Genomic DNA, 18,010 nt, shown 5'->3' with positions numbered 1-18,010 from the left:
CCCGGTCCTGCGGCGCTACGCGGACCGGTCCGGTTCCCGGCCGGCGTCCCGAGCGGTGTCTCGGCCGGTGTCTCAGCCGGTGTCTCGGCCGACGCGCCGCTGCTGGGTGGGCACGCGGGTGTCGTAGTACTCGGAGGGTTCCTGGTCCTTCACGAGGGCCCGTAGTTCGCGTACCTCCCGTTCCAGGAGCTGGTAGCGCAGGTGGGCGTCGTACAGGAAGCGGACCTTGGTGCGCAGAATCCAGGGGTCGATGGGTTTCATGACGAAGTCGGCGACGCCCAGCCGGAAGGCGGTGGAGGTGAGTTCGGAGTCCGTGCCGAAGCCGGTGACCAGGATGACGGGGATGTGCTGGGTCTGCTCCACGCCCCGCATGTAGCGGACGACGTCGAGGCCGCTGACGCCGGGCATGCGTACGTCGAGGAGGAGCAGGCCGACCTGGCCGCGCAGGACTTCCTTCAGCGCGTGGTCGCCGTTGGTCGCCCGCGTCATGCGGTAGCCGAGCGGGGCCAGGGCGCTCTCCAGCGCGTACAGCGTGTCCTCGTGGTCGTCGACGATGAGGATCTTCGCATCCGGCGGCATCGAGTGAAGTCCCCTCGCTTGGACAGTCGGCTCAAGGTCCGAGCCGACCGACAGGGAGTACTCATGGACTGACAAGGAGTGCTCAGCGCAGGATCCCTCATTTCGGCGCGCAGGCCGAGAGGGTGGGCTTACAACTGTGTGAGAAGTCGGGCCGGCCGGTAGTCACTCGATGCCGCCGTCGTGGTCACTGTGCGGAGTTGACGTCGTCCGCGATGCGCTCGTGGTGGCGGATGACCTCGGCGATGATGAAGTTGAGGAGTTTCTCGGCGAACGCCGGGTCCAGTCTGGCGTTCTCGGCGAGCCGGCGCAGGCGGTCGATCTGGTGGGCCTCGCGGGACGGGTCGGCGGGCGGCAGCTGGTGGGCGGCCTTGAGGTGGCCGACCTGCTGGGTGCATTTGAAGCGTTCGGCGAGCATGTGGACGACTGCGGCATCGATGTTGTCGATGCTCTCGCGCAGCCGGGCGAGCTCTGCGCGGACGGCCGGGTCGACATCGTTGGCGTTGCCGGTGCTGCTGGTGGTCATGGGGGCCAACCCTACGTGGCGGGCACGCGCTCGATCCTCGGCGGATCGTCCGGATCGGGGATCTGGTTGCTCCAGCCGCCTGGCACCGTACGGCCCTGCTGCTCCCGGAAACGGACGGGTGCCATGCCGACGCGGCGGGTGAACAGGCGGGAGAAGTAGGCCGGGTCGTCGTATCCGACACGTCGGGCGACCGCGGCGACGGGGAGGTCGGTGGCGGCGAGGAGTTCCTTGGCGTGACCGAGGCGGATGCCGAGGAGGTAGTCCTTGGGGCTGCAGCCGGCGCCGCGGCGGACGGCGGTGCGCAGCTCGGCGGGGGTCATGCCGTGCCGTGCGGCGTGGTCGGCGACGGAGAGGGCCTTGCAGGCGTCGCGGGCGAGGGCCTGGAGGACCTGGTGTCCGTCGGGGGTGGTGTCGGCGCGGGCGCGGCGCAGGGTGACGAGGAGTTCGTGGACGGCGGCGCTGGTCTCGACTTCCAGGAGGGGGTTGTCTCGGCGGGCTGCGCGGACGATGCGGGCGACGGTGGCGCGGGCGGGGCCGGCGTCGGAGAGGGGCACGACGGGCCGGCCGGGTTCGATGTAGCCGAGTTCGGTGTACGTGTCGGTGGTGGTCCCGGTGAAGTCGACGAAGGCCTCGTCCCAGCCGGTCTCGGGGTCGGGCCCGTAGTGGTGCGGTACGCCGGGGGTGAGCCAGAGCAGGGCGGGTGCGGTCACGGCGGTGCGGCGTCCGTCGGCGGTCCGGAACCAGCCGCGGCCCGTGCTGACCACGACGGCCACGTGGTGGTCCAGGGTGCGGGGTCCGACCGTGGGCAGCGCGCCGTACTGGAGGCCGACGCCGAGGCAGACGAGGCCGAGCTTGTGGTGGGCGGGGCCGGGGGTGAAGAACCGCATCCAGGTGTGGTACATCCGCTTTCCTCCTGCTTCCTCCCGCCCGGCTCGCACGCCTAGCGTCACCGTTCGCGTCACGTCTTGCGTCACCTCTTGCGTCCAACCAACGCTGATCTTTGTCCATGGACCGGAACCGCCGCCAGGGGTGAGGGTGGTGCGCATGAGCGAGTTCGCGGTGGGGGACACCGATTTTCTGCTGGACGGGCGGCCGGTGCGGCTGCTGTCGGGGGCGCTGCACTACTTCCGGGTGCACGAGGAGCAGTGGGCGCACCGGCTGGCGATGCTGCGGGCGATGGGGCTGAACTGTGTGGAGACGTACGTTCCGTGGAATCTCCACGAGCCGCGCCCGGGCAGTTTCCAGGACGTGCAGGCCCTCGGCCGGTTCCTGGACGCGGCCCGGGAGGCCGGACTGTGGGCGCTCGTGCGGCCCGGCCCGTACATCTGCGCGGAGTGGGAGAACGGCGGGCTGCCGCACTGGCTGACCGGGGAGCTGGGCGCCCGGGTGCGCACGCGGGACGAGGGGTTCCTGCGGCACGTGGAGCGCTGGTTCCGTCACCTGCTGCACGAGATCGTGCCCCGGCAGCTCGACCGCGGTGGTCCGGTGATCATGGTGCAGGTGGAGAACGAGTACGGGAGCTACGGCTCGGACCGGGTGTATCCGCGCCGGCTGGCCGACCTGCTGCGCGCCGAGGGCGTGACCGTGCCGCTCTTCACCTCGGACGGCCCCGAGGACCACATGCTCACCGGCGGATCCGTGGAGGGCGTCCTGGCCACCGCGAATTTCGGGTCGCACGCGCGCGTGGCCTTCGAGACGCTGCGTCGGCACCGGCCGACGGGTCCGCTGATGTGCATGGAGTTCTGGTGCGGCTGGTTCGACCACTGGGGCGCCGAGCACGTCGTACGCGATCCCGGGGACGCCGCGGACGCGTTGCGGGAGATCCTGGAGTGCGGGGCCTCGGTCAACCTCTACATGGCGCACGGCGGCACGAACTTCGCCGGCTGGGCGGGCGCCAACCGGGGTGGCGGCGCCCTGCACGACGGGACGCTGGAGCCGGACGTGACGTCGTACGACTACGACGCGCCGATCGACGAATACGGGCGCCCCACCGAGAAGTTCTGGCGGTTCCGGTCGGTACTCGCCGCGTACGCGGACGGCCCGCTGCCCGAACCGCCGCCGACGCCGGCGCCGTTGGGTTCCCCCGCGACCGTGGATCTCACTGGCTGGGCGCCCCTGTCCGCCGTACTCGACACACTCGGCGGGCCCGAGTCCGAGCACCCCGTGCCGCCCACCTTCGAGGAACTGGACGTGGACCGCGGTCTGGTCCGTTACTCGGTCGACGTCCCCGGGCCGCGGCAGCCCTACCCCCTGACAGTGCGGGGGCTGCGGGATCTGGCGGTGGTGTACGTGGACGGCTCGCCGGCCGGAGTCCTCACCGAGGACGAGGCGCAGCTGAAGGAGCCGGTCGCCGGCCCCGCGCGCGTGGAGCTGTGGGTGGAGTCGCTGGGGCGGGTCAACTACGGGCCGCGGAGCGGGGAGCGGAAGGGAATCACCGGGGGCGTACTGCACGAGCGGCAGTATCTGCACGGGGTGCGGGCGCGGGGGTTGCGGCTGGACGCGCTCGACGCCGGCGTGGACTCGGTGCCGTTCCGTGCGCTTCCCGCGATCGGGGCCCCCGGCCTGTACCGCGGCACCGTGACGGTACGAGGCGCCGGGGACGCCCGCCTCGAACTCCCGGGCTGGACAAGGGGATTCGTCTGGCTCAACGGCTTCAACCTGGGCCGCTACTGGTCCATCGGCCCACAGCAGTCCCTGTACGTCCCCGGGCCGGTGCTGCGGGAAGGCGTCAACGAGGTGTGGGTACTGGAGCTCCAGGAGCCTTCGCCGACCTCTCCGCCGAGCTTGCGCGGGCTGGAGGAAGGAGGTTCAGAGGGCGGCGCCCCGTAGACGAAGGGGGTTCGCAGGGCCCCGTAAGGGGCGCGGGGAACTGCGCCACCAGCCCCCACCGACCCGCACCCCACACACAACCCAAGGCAATCCGCCCCATAAGGGGCGCGGGGAACTGCGCGATCAACCCCCATCAACCCGCAGCCCGCAAACACCCCAAACCACCCGCCCCGAAACCGCCCCCGACAACAGCAGGCGCCCGCGGCCAAAGCCACGAACGCCCACCCCAGTACCCGCAAGTACCCGCAAGTACCCGCAATCGGCCGCGCCCTTAAAGCGTCGCAGCCGCCCGGGCTATCGCGGAAGCGAACGTGGACACCTCGGTGTACACCCCCGGCACCAACGGCCGCGCACACCCGTCCCCCCAGCTGACGATCCCGACCTGGATCCACGCCCCGCTGTCGTCCTTGCGGAACATGGGCCCACCGGAGTCCCCCTGGCACGTGTCGACCCCGCCGCGCGGAACCCCGGCACAGATCTCCTGCCCGGCGGTGAGCCGGCTGCCGTAATGCCGCTTGCACCTGCGGTCGCTGACGAAGGGGACCTTGGCCTTGAGGAGCTGGTTCGAGCCGGTGCCCGCGTTCTCCTGGGTGTCGCCCCACCCGGCGATGGTGAACGTGCCCCTGTTGTAGCGGGTGTTCGTGGCGATCTTCAGCGTGGGCTTGTCGATGGGCCGGGCGAGCTTGATGAGCGCCCAGTCCTTGCCGTCGCCGTCGTAGCCCGGGGCCTGGAGGACCTTGGTGGACTTGACCTTGATCGCACCGGGACCGTCGAGGTCGACGACCCCGGCGGTCGCGGTGATCCCGGTGTTGTTGCCCGAGCCTTCCACGCAGTGCGCGGCGGTCAGGACGATGTTCTTCTTGTAGAGCGCGCCGCCGCATCCCATGGACAGGCTGACCATGAACGGGAACTCGTTCTGCGCGGCGGGCGCACCTCCGATGATCGGCACTGGTGCGGCGAGCGCGGTGAGGGGCTGGAGGCTGCCGGCCGCGAGCGCGACGGCTCCGATCGCGGCGGCTCGCCTGAAAGCGGAACTCTTGAAACCGGAACTCTTGAAACCGGGTCTCTTGGACGGACTGAGCGTTCTGTTGGTCAATGGACTTCCTTTCGCGGGGGGTTGGGCGCACTGCAGTATGAAGATCAGACAGCAGTGCGGCAAGGGCTGATCTCATGCCCTCACCAGGCAACCCGGCCCGCGAAAATCCGCTCTCCTCCCCTTAGAGTGGAATCGGGTTCACGGCCTCTTGGGGGTACGGGCGTGACGAACGGCGGTCCGGTCGAGCACGGCTACCCGCACCTGGACACGGTGCGGGCGGCGATCACCGCGCTGTACAAACGGCTCTCGTACGACACGATCCACACCTTCGACACCAGCGTGGCGCCCGTCGACGTGGCCTTCTGCGACACGGACGATCTCTATCTGGGCGCCCAGCGGGTGGCCCGCGAGCTGGTGCACCACTTCCGCCTGCCCGACGCCCGCATGATCGTGAGCTTCCGCGAGATGCAGCACGCGGCGAACGTCGAACTGGCCGCGGGCCCCGAGTACTTCATCGAGCTGAACGACCGCTTCCGCTCCCACCGCAGGGATATCGGCGCCGCGCTCGCACACGAGGTGATGCACGTCTACCTGCACCGTCTTGACCTCTCCTTCCCCGGCACGCGCGACAACGAGATCCTCACGGACACGGCGACGACGTATCTCGGCGCGGGCTGGCTGCTGCTCGACGCGTATCGCGAGGACGCGGCGTCCTCTCAGAAGCTCGGCTATCTGACACCGGAGGAATTCGGGTACGTGCTGGCCAAGCGGTCCCTGGTCTTCGGCGAGGACCCGTCGACCTGGTTCACCAGTGCTCAGGCCTATACGGCGTACACGAAGGGCATGACGCGGGCCCGCCACGACGAGCAGCAGCCCCCGCTGACCGCGGCCGGCTGGGCGGGCCGCCGCCGCTACGCGAAGGACCGCCGCCACGCCCAGGACCACTCCGTCCCGGCCCCGCCCGTCGGCGTCCCGTACGCCTTCACGCCCGAGGGCCACGGCCACGGCCCCCTGCGCGTCTCGTTCCCCTGCCCGACCTGCCACCAGCGGATCCGGGTGCCGGTGCGGGGCCGGGTACGGGCCCGCTGCGGCCTGTGCCGCACGGTCCTGGAATGCGATACGTAAAGGGGATCCGACAGGCAGGTGGTCGCGACAGGCTTGTGGTCGCGACATTGTGGCCGCGACAGGCAAAAGGCTTTGCCTCGTGGGCCCCTTCGGGGCGAAGGTCGAGGGATGAACGTGCGGGACCCGGCTGCCGGTCTGTTCACGGCGGTGTACGAGAGCGACGAGGACGCGGTCGTACGACAACTGCGCGCCGGCGCGAGCCCCGAATCGGTGGACGAGGACGGTCAGACGGCCCTGTACCTGGCGGCGGTGAACGACGAGCCCGGTGTCGTACGCCTGCTCCTGGCGGCCGGCGCCGCCCCTGACCGCCTCAGCGAGGGCACCGACTCGCCGCTGTGCGGGGCTGCCTGCGGCGGCCACACGGAGGTCGTGCGCACCTTGCTGGTGTCCGGGGCTCAGCCCGATCTGGTCGAGGCGTTCGGTTTCACCGCCCTGACCTGGGCCGTGCAGCGGGGCCACGCGCCGGTGGTCGCCGATCTCCTCGCGGCCGGCGCGGACCCGGACCGCCCGACCCCGGCCGGCGAACCCCCACTGGTCGCGGCCGCCCGCCGCGGCTCGCCCGGCTGCGTACGCGCCCTTCTCGCGCACGGTGCCCAGGCTCGATCCGAGGCTCTGACCGAGGCGCGGCGCTGGTTGTCGCTGGACGTGGAGGCCGAGCTACGGGCCGGCCTGGAGCGGGCCTACGGGCCCGGCCACGAATACGTGACCCGTCGCGTTCCGGAGGACGGCGGCGTGACCGTCGAGGTCGACCTTCTGAGGGACGGCCGCCCGGCCGCGGGCAACGACCAGCAGACCGGGCACGCGGCCATCGCCACGCTCCTGGAGACCTCCCTGGGTATCGCCACGCCCGCGCCCGAGCTCGCCGACCGTGCGCTCCGTTGCGGCGACCGCCGCAACGCCGACTGGACCGAGGCGGCGGCCGCGCTGGCGCTGCGCGGCGACGACGAGACGGTCCGGTTGGCGACGCTGTGGCGGGGCGGGATGGATCCGCTGCGGCGGGCGTTCGGGGCGGATGTGCTGGCGTTGCTGCCGTAGTGCCGTTCAGGCCGAAGAAAAAACCCCTACGCCGCCGCCCGTCTCTCCCGCTGACGGGCGGCGGCCGCTGGGTCAGTTGAACATCCTCAAGTCGTAGACGACCTCGTACTTGCCGCCGAATCCCGCGTACGTGATCGTCCGCTGCGGCGTGACGGGCTGCCCCGCCCAGCGGCTGGTGTACGACGGGATCACGGTCTGGACAGTGAGGGGCTTGAAGACCTCGTCGCCCCACCAGTTCTTGAGGAAGTCGAAGATGTAGTTCACGGCGACGCTCACCGCGATGCCTATGAGGATGCCCACCGGGCCGCCCGGCGCGCCGAGCACACCGCCGACGGCCTTCTTGACAGCCTCGATGACCTTGGACTTGACCGAGTCGAGCAGCTTGTTGAGGTATTCGGCGAAGCCGCCCCAGTCGGCCTCGGCGAGCACCACGGTGACGAAGTACGACTTCGGGAAGCCGACGGTGTTCTCGGTGAGGCTGAACCAGGTGAACTGCTTGGCCGGCGAGTACGTCTGCACATCACCGTTGTTGAAGTCGCGCACCTTGAACTTCGAGATCTGGTGCGTGTCACCGCTCTCGTCGATGCTGGCGCCGCCCAGATGGATCTCGTCCTTGCCCACCTCACTGGTCGTTTCCAGGGCCTTGACGCGGTGGACGCGCAGCTCGAGCTTGTGCAGCGCCTCGACCGCGGCGGCCTGGGCGATCGGCTCCCCCGCAGACTCCACCGACTCGCCGGTATCCCCGAGGAGCGAGGCGGGCACCTTGCTCAGCTCGTCCTTGGGGAACCTGAGCTTGTCCGGGAAGGGCAGTCGGCCGACCTGGGCGGACACCGGAGTGGCTGAGCGCAGGTCGACCTTGGCGAGGTCGCCGAGCCGCTTGGTGCGGGCGGCTCCGGACTTCAGGTCGGCGGTGACCTTGTCCGCGGCCTTCTTCCTGAGGCCCTCGGGCAGCGCGGCGAAACGCTCCGCGAGGACGTACTCGGTGGCGTTCTTGTCCGCGGGCATCGGGTACTTGGCGGGCTCCGCGTGGTGGGCGGCGACCTTGTCGGCGGCCAGCTGGAACTCCTGAACGACGCGTTCGGTCACGGCCTTGACCTTGGCGTTCGGGATGTCGGTGACGACGGAATCCCTGTTCTGCAGTGGCTTCTTGTCAGCCATGTCGAATGTTCCCCCGTTGGTTTGCCTCCGCGGTGGTTCCGAGGAGGTGCCACCGACGCTAGGGGGCCCGGGCCCCGCGCGCCCCGGGGAGCGCCCCGGGAGGATCCCTAGGGTTCGCCCGCCAGGGCGGCCGCGAGCCGGGTACGGGAGTCGACGCCGAGCTTGGGGAAGATCCGGCCGAGGTGGTACTCGACGGTCTTGACGCTGATGACGAGCTCGCGCGCCACCTGCCGGTTGGTGAGCCCGGAGACGACCAGGCGGGCGACCGCCAGCTCCTGCGGGGTGAGCAGGGCCGAGCCGCGTGTCCGCGGCTCCCGCTCGGCGGACCGGAGTCCGCAGGCCGCCAACTCCCGATCGCAGCGCGCGAGATCGGGCGGTGCGTCGAGGCGTACGAGGAGGTCGCGGGCGGTGCGCAGCTGCTCGCCGGCGCGGGTGCGGCGGCCCGCGCGGCGGAGGAATCCGCCGTACGCGAGGTGCAGCAGGGCGCGGTCGAAGGGCGCCTCGACGTGCTTGGCGTGCCTGAGGCCCAACTGGAACGCGCGCTCGGCCGCGGCAGGCTCGCCGCGCGCGGCCTCCAGGGTGCCGCGGGCGCGGGCGGCCTGGAGCAGGGCGCGGTGCTGTCCGCTCTGGGCGGCGAACACCTCGTAGGGAGCCAGGGCTTCGGCCGCGCGTTTCTCGTCGCCGACCGCGCTCCAGGCGTCGGCGAGGAGATCCGCCCAGGCCACAATGCCCAGTTGCTCGAAGTCTCCGCCCCGCCCCAGGCCGAGCAGGGGCTCCAGGGCGACGATCACGTCCTCGGGGCGGCCTTGGGCACGGCCGAGGTGGGCCTCGGCGAGGGAGGCCCACAGCAGCGGGTTCACATGGCCCCACTGGCCGTACTCGCGGGCCACACGCGCGTGGGCCTGTGCCTTGGCGAACTCACCGCGTGCGGAGTGGACCAGGGCGGCCAGCATCCGGCAGTACAGGGCGATGTGCGGCTGGTCGGTGTCGGCGGCGAGCGACAGCGCGAGACCGGTGTGGACGTTCGCGTCGTCCCAGTGGCCCGCGTGGTACTCGGCGGAGGCGAGCGTCGACGCGGCGACCACCCGGAAGGACGCGGCGCGCCGGTGGCAGGCGCCGAAGACTCCTCTCAAGTCCCTTATGGCGCCGGTCAGATCGCCGGTCTTCTCACGCAGCGAGCCACGGCCGAGCAGCTCCTCCAGCTCGGCGGGGCTCGCCACGGCAGGGTCCGGCAGCGGGCCGAGGGCGGCGAGCGCGGTCGTCGCCCGCCCGGTCATCGCGAGGCCGGTGAGTCGCAGGTAGCGGATCAGGTCGGTGGCCGTGTCGTCGGGCGCGAGCCGCAGCGCGAGATCCGCCCACTCGGCCATCTCACGGCCGTGCGCCATGCTGCCGTGCAGCGCGGCGAACTGACCGGCGATCCGTGCCCCGAGCAGGGGTTCGGCCTCCGGGTCGCATCGGTGCCAGGCGTCCGCCAGGAGCGCCTCGGCCCGTTCCATGTCGAAGAAGCCGAGCCGGCCCAGCAGATAGCTGCGCCAGCCGCCGGGCGTGAACCGAGCGATCCGCTGGGCGACTTCACCCATGTCCGGTATGTCTCCGGCGAGCAGGGCGCACTCGACGGCTTCCAGGGTGTACTGCTCGTACGCCGCGGTGTCCGCGCTCAGTCGTGCGGCGGCCGTCAGCTGTCCCGCCGCGTTCGCCCAGGCCCCGTCGTCGGCGAAGGCACGCCCCAGGGCGGCCAGTTCGGCGGCGAGTTCCGGGTCCGGGCCGGTGGCCGCGAGTGCCCGGTGCCGCAGCTGGTGCGCCTCGTCCCGGACGGTGCGGGCGGCGCGCAGGTGCAGGGCGGCACGGCGGGAGGGGCCGAGCTGGTGGTAGACGGCGGCGTGCACGAGGGGGTGTGGGAAGCGGACCACCGGGTCGCCGGGGGTGTCCGTCAGCAGGCCCGCGTGGACGGCCTCTTCGAGTGCGGTGAGCATGTCGGAGCTCCGGCGTTCCTCGTCGAGGAGGTCCGCGTCGGCGACCTCCCACGCGTCGGCCGGCGCACAGTGCGAACCGAGTACCGCCGCAGCGCACACCAGGGCGTCGGCCGCCGGGGAACAGGTGGCGAGCCTCGCCAGTACGAGCGCCGCGAACGACTTGGGCGCGGGCGGAGCGACGGCCGGCTCCTCGAGCGCGTCCAGCAGTCCCGCGCCTTCCTGTTCCAGGAGTGCCTTGACGTGGAGGGGGTTGCCGGCGGTGTGCGCGTGCAGCCGCGCGGCGGCTCGCGCGGTGAGCCCTCGTACGCCCATCTCACGGCTGAGTCCAGTGAGTTCGGCGGGACCGAGTCCGTCGAGCCGCACCCGCACGGCGTCGTCGGCGGTGAACAGCCTCCGCAGCCCCTCGGTCAGGCGCGCGTCGTCGGCGTCCCGCACGACGACGAGAACGAGCACGCGGTCGGCTCGCAGTCGCCGTACCGCGAAGGCGAGGGCCTGGAGGGAGAGGTGGTCCGCCCATTGGGCGTCGTCGAGGACGAGAGTGACGGGGAGCTGGGTGACGGGGTTGTCGGCGGCCGGGGCTGCCGGGCCGTCGGGAGCGCGGGCCCCGGGATCGTCGGAGGCGCCGGCTTCCGGGCCGTCGGGAACGCCGACTCCGGGATCGTCGCAGGCCGGTGTTCCGCCCGCTCCCTGTGCCTCGTCCAGCGCTTCCAGCAGTTCCGCTCCGGCGGCGTGCGCGTCGGCCCATCTGCCGCCGCGCCGTGCGCCGAGCAACTGCTCCAGCGCCCCGAACGCCAGCTGCGACTCGGCTTCCTCTCCCGCTCCGTACAGGACGTGCTGGTCGTCGCGGAGGAAGCGGCGGACGAGGGCCGTCTTGCCGATGCCTGCCGGGCCCTCGACGAGCACACGCTGAGGGTGTCCGGCGCGGGCGCGCTCACGCGCCGCCGTGAGGAGCGCGAGGCTGTCCTCTCGTCCGACGAACTCTCCGACGAACTCCATCTGAGCCCACCCCCGCCCGGTCGGCCTGCCCTGCTGGGCATCCTGACGAGCGAGGGCTGCGGGGTCCAGCGTTCCGGCTCCTGGGTGCCTCCTAGGTGTCGTACGCCGATCGCACTACTGCGCTCCGTAGACCGGCTGGGGCGCCTCCGCCTCCGCGAGCAGCTTGAGGGCCGTGTCCCCGGCCTCGGAAGCAGTCCACCGTGCCCCTTTGTCGGCGGTCGGCCCGGGTCGCCAGCCCTCCATGACGGTGATGCGGCCTCCCTCGGTCTCGAAGACCCGGCCGGTGACTCCGTCGCTCGCGGCGGAGCCGAGCCAGACGACGAGCGGGGAGACGTTCTCGGGTGCCATCGCGTCGAAACCGCTGTCGGGTGCCGCCATCGTCTCCGTGAAAGTGCCCTCGGTCATTCGGGTCCGCGCGGCCGGCGCGATGGCGTTGACCCGCACTCCGTAGCGCCCCATCTCGGCGGCGGCCACCAGCGTGAGCCCGACGATCCCGGCCTTGGCCGCGCTGTAGTTCCCCTGCCCCACCGACCCCAGCAGCCCTGCTCCGGAGCTCGTGTTGACGACCCGCGCCCGGGGCGTGCGCCCGGCCTTCGCCTCCGCCCGCCAGTGCGCGGCGGCGTGCTTCAGCGGCAGGAAGTGCCCCTTCAGGTGTACGCGTATCACGGCGTCCCAGTCGTCCTCGTCTAGGTTCACCAGCATCCGGTCGCGCAGGAACCCGGCGTTGTTGACGAGCGTGTCGAGCCGTCCGAAGGCGTCCAGCGCGGTGCCGACGAGGGATGCGGCGCCCTCGGACGTCGCGATGTCCCCACCGTGTGCGACCGCCGCACCCCCCGCCGCCGCGATCTCCTCGACGACCCGCCCGGCCGGGCTGTCGGACCCGGGCGAACCGTCGAGCCCGACACCCAGGTCGTTCACGACGACCCGCGCGCCCTCCGCCGCGAACGCGAGCGCGTGCGCCCGCCCGAGCCCCCGCCCCGCGCCGGTGACGATCACGACCCGCCCGTCGCAGATTCCGGTCATCTCACTTCCCCTGTTGATCTTGTTGATCCTGCTGATGCCTCTGTTGACCCTTTGGATCTTTTTGGCGTTGCTCCTTGTTGACAGTCGCCGCGTCCAGGAAGGCGAGCCGCTCCCCTCCGCCGTGCACGTGGAGGCTGGCCCCGGTGATGTACGCGGCGGCGTCCGACGCGAGGAAGACGGCCGCGCTGCCGACGTCCGAGGGCTCGGCGAGTCGCCCCAGCGGGACGGTGCGGGACACGGCCGCGATGCCGTCCTCGTCCCCGTAGTGGAGGTGGGACAGCTCGGTCCGGACCATCCCGACGACCAGCGTGTTGACCCGCACGTCCGGTGCCCACTCGACGGCCATCGAGCGCGCCAGGTTCTCGAGGCCCGCCTTGGCCGCCCCGTAGGCCGCCGTGCCGGGCGAGGGCCGTGTCCCGCTCAGGCTGCCGATCATCACGACGGAGCCCCGGGCGCGTTGGAGATGCTCGTACGCGGCCAGGGACGCGGTCAGCGGCGCGGTGAGGTTGAGTTCGATCACGCGCGCGTGCCGCTCGGCGTCCGCCTCCGCGAGCGGCCGGTAGGGGGCGCCGCCCGCGTTGTTGACGAGGACGTCGACCCGGGGCAGCCCGTCGAAGAAGGCGCGCACGGCAGCCGGGTCCCGCAGATCGACGGGCACGAACTCGACGCCCTCGACCGGCACTTCGGGCGGCCTGCGCGCACAGACCACGACCTCGGCGCCCGCCTCGGCGAACGCCCGGGCGATCCCGGCGCCCACGCCCCGGGTGCCGCCCGTGACCACCGCGAGCCGTTTATCCACAGGGCCTCCCGCTCGTGGGTATTCGCTGTTACCTTCACACCTGACGAACCTAACAAACGTTTGGTGGAAAGGTAGCTGATGCGTCCATGGGTGTCTCCACCTCGGTCCCGGAAAAGGGGATCTCCGCCATCACGGTCGACTTCCCGCCCGTGAACGCGCTGCCCGTGCGCGGCTGGTTCGAGCTGGCCGACGCCCTGCGCGCGGCCGGCCGTGACACCGAGACCCGCTGTGTGGTGCTGACGGCGGAAGGGCGCGGGTTCAACGCGGGCGTGGACATCAAGGAGATACAGCGGGACACGCAGGACGCACAGGGCACACGGGAGACACAGGAAACACGGGATCCGCCGCGTCATGGCGCGCTGACGAGTCATGACGCGCTGATAGGCGCCAACCGCGGCTGCGCGGAGGCGTTCGCGGCGGTGTATGAGTGCGAGGTGCCGGTGGTCGCGGCGGTGCAGGGCTTCTGTCTGGGCGGTGGCATCGGGCTGGTGGGGAACGCGGACGCGATCGTGGCGAGCGATGACGCCACCTTCGGCCTGCCCGAGCTGGACCGGGGGGCCCTGGGTGCGGCCACGCATTTGTCCCGCCTCGTCCCGCAGCACCTGATGCGCGCGCTCTACTACACGTCGCGTACGGCCACTGCTGCGGAGCTGCACGCACACGGTTCGGTGTGGCGGGTGGTACCGCGGGCCGGACTGCTGGACGCCGCCCTGGAGTTGGCGCGGGAGATCGCGAGCAAGGACGGGCAGCTGATCCGGCTCGCCAAGGCCGCCATCAACGGCATCGACCCGGTGGACGTGCGCCGCAGCTACCGCTTCGAGCAGGGCTTCACCTTCGAGGCCAACCTCGCCGGGGTGGCGGACCGGGTCCGCGACACCTTCGGCAAGGCAGACGAAGCAGAGGAAGCACAAGAAGCACAGAAAGCACAGGAAGCACAGGAAGCACAGGAAGCACAGGAAGAGGAAGACGAAAGGAGGGACCGGTGAGCGACAAGACCATGTCGGCGAAGGACGTCGTCGCCCGTCTGGCGAGCGGGATGACGATCGGCATCGGGGGCTGGGGGTCGCGCCGCAAGCCGATGGCCTTGGTGCGGGCGCTGCTCCGCTCCGGGATCAGCGATCTCACGGTCGTCTCGTACGGCGGCCCGGACGTCGGCATGCTCGCGGCCGCCGGGCGGATACGGAAACTGGTCGCCCCCTTCGTGACCCTCGACTCGATCCCGCTCGAACCGCACTTCCGCGCGGCGCGTGAGCGCGGGGCCTTCGAACTGATGGAGGTCGACGAGGCGATGTTCATGTGGGGACTGCATGCCGCCGCGAACCGGCTCCCCTTCATGCCGGTGCGGGCCGGGATCGGCTCGGACGTGATGCGGGTCAACCCCGGGCTGCGCACGGTGACTTCGCCGTACGCCGACGGGGAGGAGTTGGTCGCCATGCCCGCCCTGCGCATGGACGCCGCGCTCGTCCATGTGAACCGCGCGGACCACCTGGGCAACGGGCAGTATCTGGGCCCGGATCCGTACTTCGACGACCTGTTCTGCGAGGCGGCCGACACGGCGTACGTCTCCTGCGAGCGGATCGTCGACACCGCGGAGCTGACGAAGGCGGCACCTGTGCAGAGCCTGCTGATCCAGCGGCACAGCGTGACCGGCGTGGTGGAGGCGCCGAGCGGGGCGCACTTCACGTCCTGCGCCCCCGACTACGACCGGGACGAGGACATCCAGCGGCTCTACGCCTCCACGCCCTGGCCCGAGTTCGCCGAGCGGTTCCTCACCGGTGACGAGCAGGCGTACCGGTCCGCCGTGGAGACCTGGCACAAGGAGCGGTAATGAACGCGTCCAGGAACACCGTCACCGACGCCCCTCTTCTCCCGCCCACCCGCGCCGAGTACTGCGTGATCGCCTGCGCCGAGGCATGGCGGGACAACGGGGAGGTGCTCGCCAGCCCCATGGGGCTGATCCCCTCCGTCGGCGCCCGGCTCGCGCGGCGGACCTTCGCCCCCGACCTGCTCCTCACCGACGGTGAGGCGACACTGATCGGCCCGGACGGCACGCCGGAGGGCTGGCTGCCGTACCGCCGGCACCTCACGATGGTCACCGGCGGCCGACGCCACGTGATGATGGGCGCGAGCCAGATCGACCGGTTCGGCAACCAGAACATCTCCTGTATCGGCGACTGGGAGCGGCCCGCCCGGCAGCTCCTCGGGGTGCGCGGAGGCCCCGTCAACACCCTCAACAATCCGGTCAGTTACTGGGTGCCCAAACACTCGACGCGGGTCTTCGTCGAGAAGGTCGACATGATCAGCGGGGTGGGATACGACAGCGCGGCGGCGGCCGGCCCCACGGCGACCCGCTACCACCGCATCCCCCGGGTCGTCTCGAACCTCGGAGTGTTCGACTTCGCGACCCCGGACCACTCGATGAGGCTCGCTTCACTGCATCCCGGGGTGACGGTCGAGGAGGTCGTCGCGGCGACCCGATTCGAACTGACCGTCCCGGACGAGGTCCCGTACACCCGCGAACCATCCCTGGAGGAGCTGGAGTTGATCCGCGAGGTCATCGACCCGCAGGGACTCCGCGACCGAGAGGTCCGGGAGTCCCGGGAGGTCAAAGGCTGATGGACAAGGCTGGTGGAGAAGGCTGATGGAGACCGCGCTCACGAAACTCGTCGGCGTCCGCCACCCCATCGTGCAGACCGGCATGGGCTGGGTCGCCGGCCCCCGTCTGGTCTCCGCCTCGGCGAACGCGGGCGCGCTGGGCATCCTCGCCTCCGCGACGATGACGCTCGACCAGCTGCGGGGGGCGATACGCGAGGTCGGCTCCCGCACGGACGCACCGTTCGGGGTGAACCTGCGCGCGGACGCCGGGGACGCCCGCGACCGAGTGCGGATGATCATCGAAGAGGGTGTGAAGGTGGCCTCCTTCGCACTCGCCCCCTCCCGCGAACTGATCGCCGAGCTCAAGGACGCGGGCGTCATCGTCATCCCGTCCGTCGGGGCCCGCCGCCATGCCGAGAAGGTCGCGGCCTGGGGCGCGGACGCGGTGATCGTGCAGGGCGGCGAGGGCGGGGGCCACACCGGCGAGGTGGCGACGACCGTCCTCCTCCCCCAGGTCGTGGATGCCGTGGACATACCCGTCGTCGCGGCGGGCGGCTTCTTCGACGGCCGGGGTCTGGTCGCCGCGCTGGCCTACGGGGCGGCGGGGATCGCCATGGGGACCCGTTTCCTGCTCACCTCCGACTCGACGGTGCCGGACGCGGTGAAGGCCCAGTACCTGGCGGCGACGGTGCGGGACGTGACGGTCACGACGGCCGTGGACGGCCTGCCGCACCGCATGCTCCGTACGGATCTCGTCAACTCCCTTGAGGGAGCCGGCCGTACGAGATCCCTGGCCCATGCGGTGCGCCGGGCCGCCGCCTTCAGAAAGCTCTCCGGCCTCTCCTGGCCCCGCCTGGTCCGCGACGGACTCACCATGAAGCACGGCAAGGACCTGTCCTGGAGCCAGGTCCTCCTCGCCGCCAACACTCCGATGCTCCTGCGCGCGTCGATGGTCGAGGGCCGTACCGATCTGGGGGTGATGGCCTCGGGCCAGGTGGCCGGCGTGATCGAGGACCTGCCGTCATGCGCGGAGCTGGTGGAGCGAATCATGACCCAGGCGAACACCGTCATATCCAACCTGAGCTGAAGCGCCCCATAAGGGGCGCGGGGCGGTGACATCATGCGGCTGTGCCGCGTAGGCGGGACCAGCCCAAGACAACCCACAGCCAACGACGTTCTACATCCGCTCAATGATCGTCACGTTCGCCTGCCCCCCACCCTCACACATCGTCTGCAAACCGAACCGCCCACCCGTCCGCTCCAGTTCATGCAGCAGGGTCGTCATCAGCTTCACACCGGTCGCACCCAGCGGATGCCCAAGAGCGATCGCACCCCCGTTGACGTTGACCCGCTCAGGATCCGCCCCCGTCTCCTTCAGCCAGGCGAGAACGACCGGCGCAAACGCCTCGTTGATCTCGACGAGGTCGATGTCGCCGATGGACATGCCGGTCTTCTTCAGGGCGTACGCGGTGGCGGGGATGGGCGCCGTCAGCATCCGTATGGGGTCCTCGCCGCGTACGGAGAGATGGTGGATCCTCGCACGCGGCACAAGCCCGTGCTCCCGCACCGCCCGCTCGGAGGCGAGCAGCATCGCGGCGGCGCCGTCGGAGACCTGCGAGGAGCAGGCGGCGGTGATGGTGCCGCCATCGACGACCGGCTTCAGACCGGCCATCTTCTCCAGCGAGGTATCCCTGCGGGGCCCCTCGTCGACCACGACATCCCCGTAAGCCACGGTCTCGCGCGCGAAGCGCCCCTCGTCGATGGCCCGGATCGCCCGCTCGTGGGACCGAAGCGCGAACTCCTCCTGATCGCGGCGGCTGATGCCCCACTTCGCGGCGATCGTCTCGGCACCGTAGAACTGGTTCACCGGCCGGTCCCCGTATCGCGCCCGCCAGCCCTCGCTCCCCGCGAACGGCCCCTCCGTGAGCCCCAGCGGCACGGTGGCCTGGCGGGAGGCGAAGGCGATGGGGATCTGCGTCATGTTCTGGACGCCGCCCGCGACCACCAGGTCCTGCGTGCCGGACAGGACGCCCTGCGCGGCGAAGTGCACGGCCTGCTGAGAGGACCCGCACTGCCGGTCGACCGTCACCCCGGGCACCTCCTCGGGCAGCCCGGCCGCCAGCCAGGACGTCCGCGCTATGTCACCGGCCTGGGGCCCCACGGTGTCCAGGCAGCCGAAGACGACGTCCTCCACGGCAGCCGGATCGACAGCGGAGCGCGCGACCAGGGCCTTGAGCACATGCGCGCCCAGGTCGGCCGGGTGAACCCCGCTCAGCCCGCCCTTCCGGCGCCCCACGGGCGTACGGACCGCTTCGACGATGTAGGCCTCGGCCATGGCA

Annotated in this window: 16 protein-coding genes; 7 read left to right on the top strand and 9 right to left on the bottom strand. The window is 71.2% G+C overall.

Going from position 1 to position 18,010, the window contains the following annotated elements; all coding sequences use genetic code 11:
- Positions 1 to 72: 72 nt before the first annotated feature.
- The 3 genes from ACTWQR_RS00815 to ACTWQR_RS00805 form a co-directional block, all read right to left on the bottom strand.
- Complete coding sequence (locus tag ACTWQR_RS00815) at positions 73 to 579, bottom strand: response regulator (RefSeq protein WP_443224865.1); 507 nt, start codon at positions 577 to 579, stop codon at positions 73 to 75.
- Positions 580 to 763: 184 nt separating this feature from the next.
- Positions 764 to 1,102 (bottom strand): chorismate mutase, encoded by a 339-nt coding sequence (locus tag ACTWQR_RS00810; protein ID WP_443224864.1) that lies wholly within the window; start codon positions 1,100 to 1,102, stop codon positions 764 to 766.
- Positions 1,103 to 1,113: 11 nt separating this feature from the next.
- On the bottom strand, positions 1,114 to 2,004 hold the full coding sequence (locus ACTWQR_RS00805) for a helix-turn-helix domain-containing protein (protein ID WP_443224863.1): 891 nt from the start codon (positions 2,002 to 2,004) through the stop codon (positions 1,114 to 1,116).
- A 142-nt stretch (positions 2,005 to 2,146) separates the two neighbouring features.
- On the opposite strand from ACTWQR_RS00805, the gene ACTWQR_RS00800 reads away from it, so the two are divergent.
- Positions 2,147 to 3,931: a glycoside hydrolase family 35 protein gene (locus tag ACTWQR_RS00800; RefSeq protein WP_443224862.1), complete on the top strand. Its 1,785-nt coding sequence runs from the start codon at positions 2,147 to 2,149 to the stop codon at positions 3,929 to 3,931.
- 271 nt (positions 3,932 to 4,202) lie between these two features.
- On the opposite strand, the gene ACTWQR_RS00795 is transcribed toward ACTWQR_RS00800, so the two are convergent.
- Positions 4,203 to 4,940, bottom strand: coding sequence for a S1 family peptidase (locus tag ACTWQR_RS00795; protein ID WP_443225001.1), 738 nt, complete (start codon positions 4,938 to 4,940; stop codon positions 4,203 to 4,205).
- Between the two features lie 249 nt (positions 4,941 to 5,189).
- Here ACTWQR_RS00795 and ACTWQR_RS00790 point away from each other — a divergent pair, with 249 nt between their 5' ends.
- Together ACTWQR_RS00790 and ACTWQR_RS00785 are read left to right on the top strand one after the other, a co-directional pair.
- Positions 5,190 to 6,092: a hypothetical protein gene (locus ACTWQR_RS00790; protein ID WP_443224861.1), complete on the top strand. Its 903-nt coding sequence runs from the start codon at positions 5,190 to 5,192 to the stop codon at positions 6,090 to 6,092.
- A gap of 108 nt (positions 6,093 to 6,200) precedes the next feature.
- Positions 6,201 to 7,127 carry an ankyrin repeat domain-containing protein gene (locus ACTWQR_RS00785; protein WP_443224860.1) on the top strand — a complete coding sequence of 309 codons (927 nt, stop codon included), beginning with the start codon at positions 6,201 to 6,203 and terminating at the stop codon, positions 7,125 to 7,127.
- A 72-nt stretch (positions 7,128 to 7,199) separates the two neighbouring features.
- Here the strand turns inward: ACTWQR_RS00785 and ACTWQR_RS00780 are convergent, their stop codons facing one another.
- The 4 genes from ACTWQR_RS00780 to ACTWQR_RS00765 all read right to left on the bottom strand — a co-directional run bounded on the left by ACTWQR_RS00780 (position 7,200) and on the right by ACTWQR_RS00765 (position 13,076).
- Positions 7,200 to 8,285 carry a hypothetical protein gene (locus tag ACTWQR_RS00780; RefSeq protein ID WP_443224859.1) on the bottom strand — a complete coding sequence of 362 codons (1,086 nt, stop codon included), beginning with the start codon at positions 8,283 to 8,285 and terminating at the stop codon, positions 7,200 to 7,202.
- A gap of 107 nt (positions 8,286 to 8,392) precedes the next feature.
- Positions 8,393 to 11,254 (bottom strand): ATP-binding protein, encoded by a 2,862-nt coding sequence (locus ACTWQR_RS00775; RefSeq protein ID WP_443224858.1) that lies wholly within the window; start codon positions 11,252 to 11,254, stop codon positions 8,393 to 8,395.
- A 114-nt stretch (positions 11,255 to 11,368) separates the two neighbouring features.
- Entirely contained in the window at positions 11,369 to 12,277 is a 909-nt protein-coding gene (locus ACTWQR_RS00770) for an SDR family oxidoreductase (RefSeq protein WP_443224857.1), read from the bottom strand.
- Position 12,278: 1 nt separating this feature from the next.
- Positions 12,279 to 13,076: an SDR family oxidoreductase gene (locus ACTWQR_RS00765; protein ID WP_443224856.1), complete on the bottom strand. Its 798-nt coding sequence runs from the start codon at positions 13,074 to 13,076 to the stop codon at positions 12,279 to 12,281.
- Positions 13,077 to 13,162: 86 nt separating this feature from the next.
- Between ACTWQR_RS00765 and ACTWQR_RS00760 the strand changes: the two genes are divergently transcribed.
- From ACTWQR_RS00760 to ACTWQR_RS00745, 4 genes are read left to right on the top strand one after another with little or no spacing between them, the layout of a single operon-like run.
- The gene (locus ACTWQR_RS00760; protein WP_443224855.1) at positions 13,163 to 14,062 is read left to right on the top strand and encodes an enoyl-CoA hydratase family protein; all 900 of its coding nucleotides are present in this window, start codon (positions 13,163 to 13,165) and stop codon (positions 14,060 to 14,062) included.
- Positions 14,059 to 14,904, top strand: coding sequence for a CoA transferase subunit A (locus tag ACTWQR_RS00755; protein ID WP_443224854.1), 846 nt, complete (start codon positions 14,059 to 14,061; stop codon positions 14,902 to 14,904). The genes ACTWQR_RS00760 and ACTWQR_RS00755 overlap by 4 nt, the downstream gene beginning before the upstream one ends.
- Complete coding sequence (locus ACTWQR_RS00750; protein ID WP_443224853.1) at positions 14,904 to 15,692, top strand: CoA-transferase subunit beta; 789 nt, start codon at positions 14,904 to 14,906, stop codon at positions 15,690 to 15,692. The genes ACTWQR_RS00755 and ACTWQR_RS00750 overlap by 1 nt, the downstream gene beginning before the upstream one ends.
- A gap of 25 nt (positions 15,693 to 15,717) precedes the next feature.
- Complete coding sequence (locus ACTWQR_RS00745) at positions 15,718 to 16,758, top strand: NAD(P)H-dependent flavin oxidoreductase (protein WP_443224852.1); 1,041 nt, start codon at positions 15,718 to 15,720, stop codon at positions 16,756 to 16,758.
- Positions 16,759 to 16,848: 90 nt separating this feature from the next.
- Here ACTWQR_RS00745 and ACTWQR_RS00740 read toward each other — a convergent pair whose 3' ends face one another.
- Entirely contained in the window at positions 16,849 to 18,006 is a 1,158-nt protein-coding gene (locus tag ACTWQR_RS00740; protein WP_443224851.1) for an acetyl-CoA C-acetyltransferase, read from the bottom strand.
- Between the last annotated feature and the right edge of the window lie 4 nt (positions 18,007 to 18,010).

Source organism: Streptomyces sp. 2A115 (assembly GCF_052245575.1).
In the GTDB taxonomy this organism is placed as follows: Bacteria; Actinomycetota; Actinomycetes; order Streptomycetales; family Streptomycetaceae; genus Streptomyces.
Note: the sequence above shows the minus strand (reverse complement) of the source record. Positions and strands in the feature narration are given on the sequence as shown.

Coding starts and splice junctions, on each gene's coding strand:
- ACTWQR_RS00815 (WP_443224865.1), bottom strand. CDS start 579: ATGCCGCCGGATGCGAAGATCCTCATCGTCGACGACCACGAGGACACG.
- ACTWQR_RS00810 (WP_443224864.1), bottom strand. CDS start 1,102: ATGACCACCAGCAGCACCGGCAACGCCAACGATGTCGACCCGGCCGTC.
- ACTWQR_RS00805 (WP_443224863.1), bottom strand. CDS start 2,004: ATGTACCACACCTGGATGCGGTTCTTCACCCCCGGCCCCGCCCACCAC.
- ACTWQR_RS00800 (WP_443224862.1), top strand. CDS start 2,147: ATGAGCGAGTTCGCGGTGGGGGACACCGATTTTCTGCTGGACGGGCGG.
- ACTWQR_RS00785 (WP_443224860.1), top strand. CDS start 6,201: ATGAACGTGCGGGACCCGGCTGCCGGTCTGTTCACGGCGGTGTACGAG.
- ACTWQR_RS00780 (WP_443224859.1), bottom strand. CDS start 8,285: ATGGCTGACAAGAAGCCACTGCAGAACAGGGATTCCGTCGTCACCGAC.
- ACTWQR_RS00775 (WP_443224858.1), bottom strand. CDS start 11,254: ATGGAGTTCGTCGGAGAGTTCGTCGGACGAGAGGACAGCCTCGCGCTC.
- ACTWQR_RS00770 (WP_443224857.1), bottom strand. CDS start 12,277: ATGACCGGAATCTGCGACGGGCGGGTCGTGATCGTCACCGGCGCGGGG.
- ACTWQR_RS00760 (WP_443224855.1), top strand. CDS start 13,163: ATGGGTGTCTCCACCTCGGTCCCGGAAAAGGGGATCTCCGCCATCACG.
- ACTWQR_RS00750 (WP_443224853.1), top strand. CDS start 14,904: ATGAACGCGTCCAGGAACACCGTCACCGACGCCCCTCTTCTCCCGCCC.
- ACTWQR_RS00745 (WP_443224852.1), top strand. CDS start 15,718: ATGGAGACCGCGCTCACGAAACTCGTCGGCGTCCGCCACCCCATCGTG.
- ACTWQR_RS00740 (WP_443224851.1), bottom strand. CDS start 18,006: ATGGCCGAGGCCTACATCGTCGAAGCGGTCCGTACGCCCGTGGGGCGC.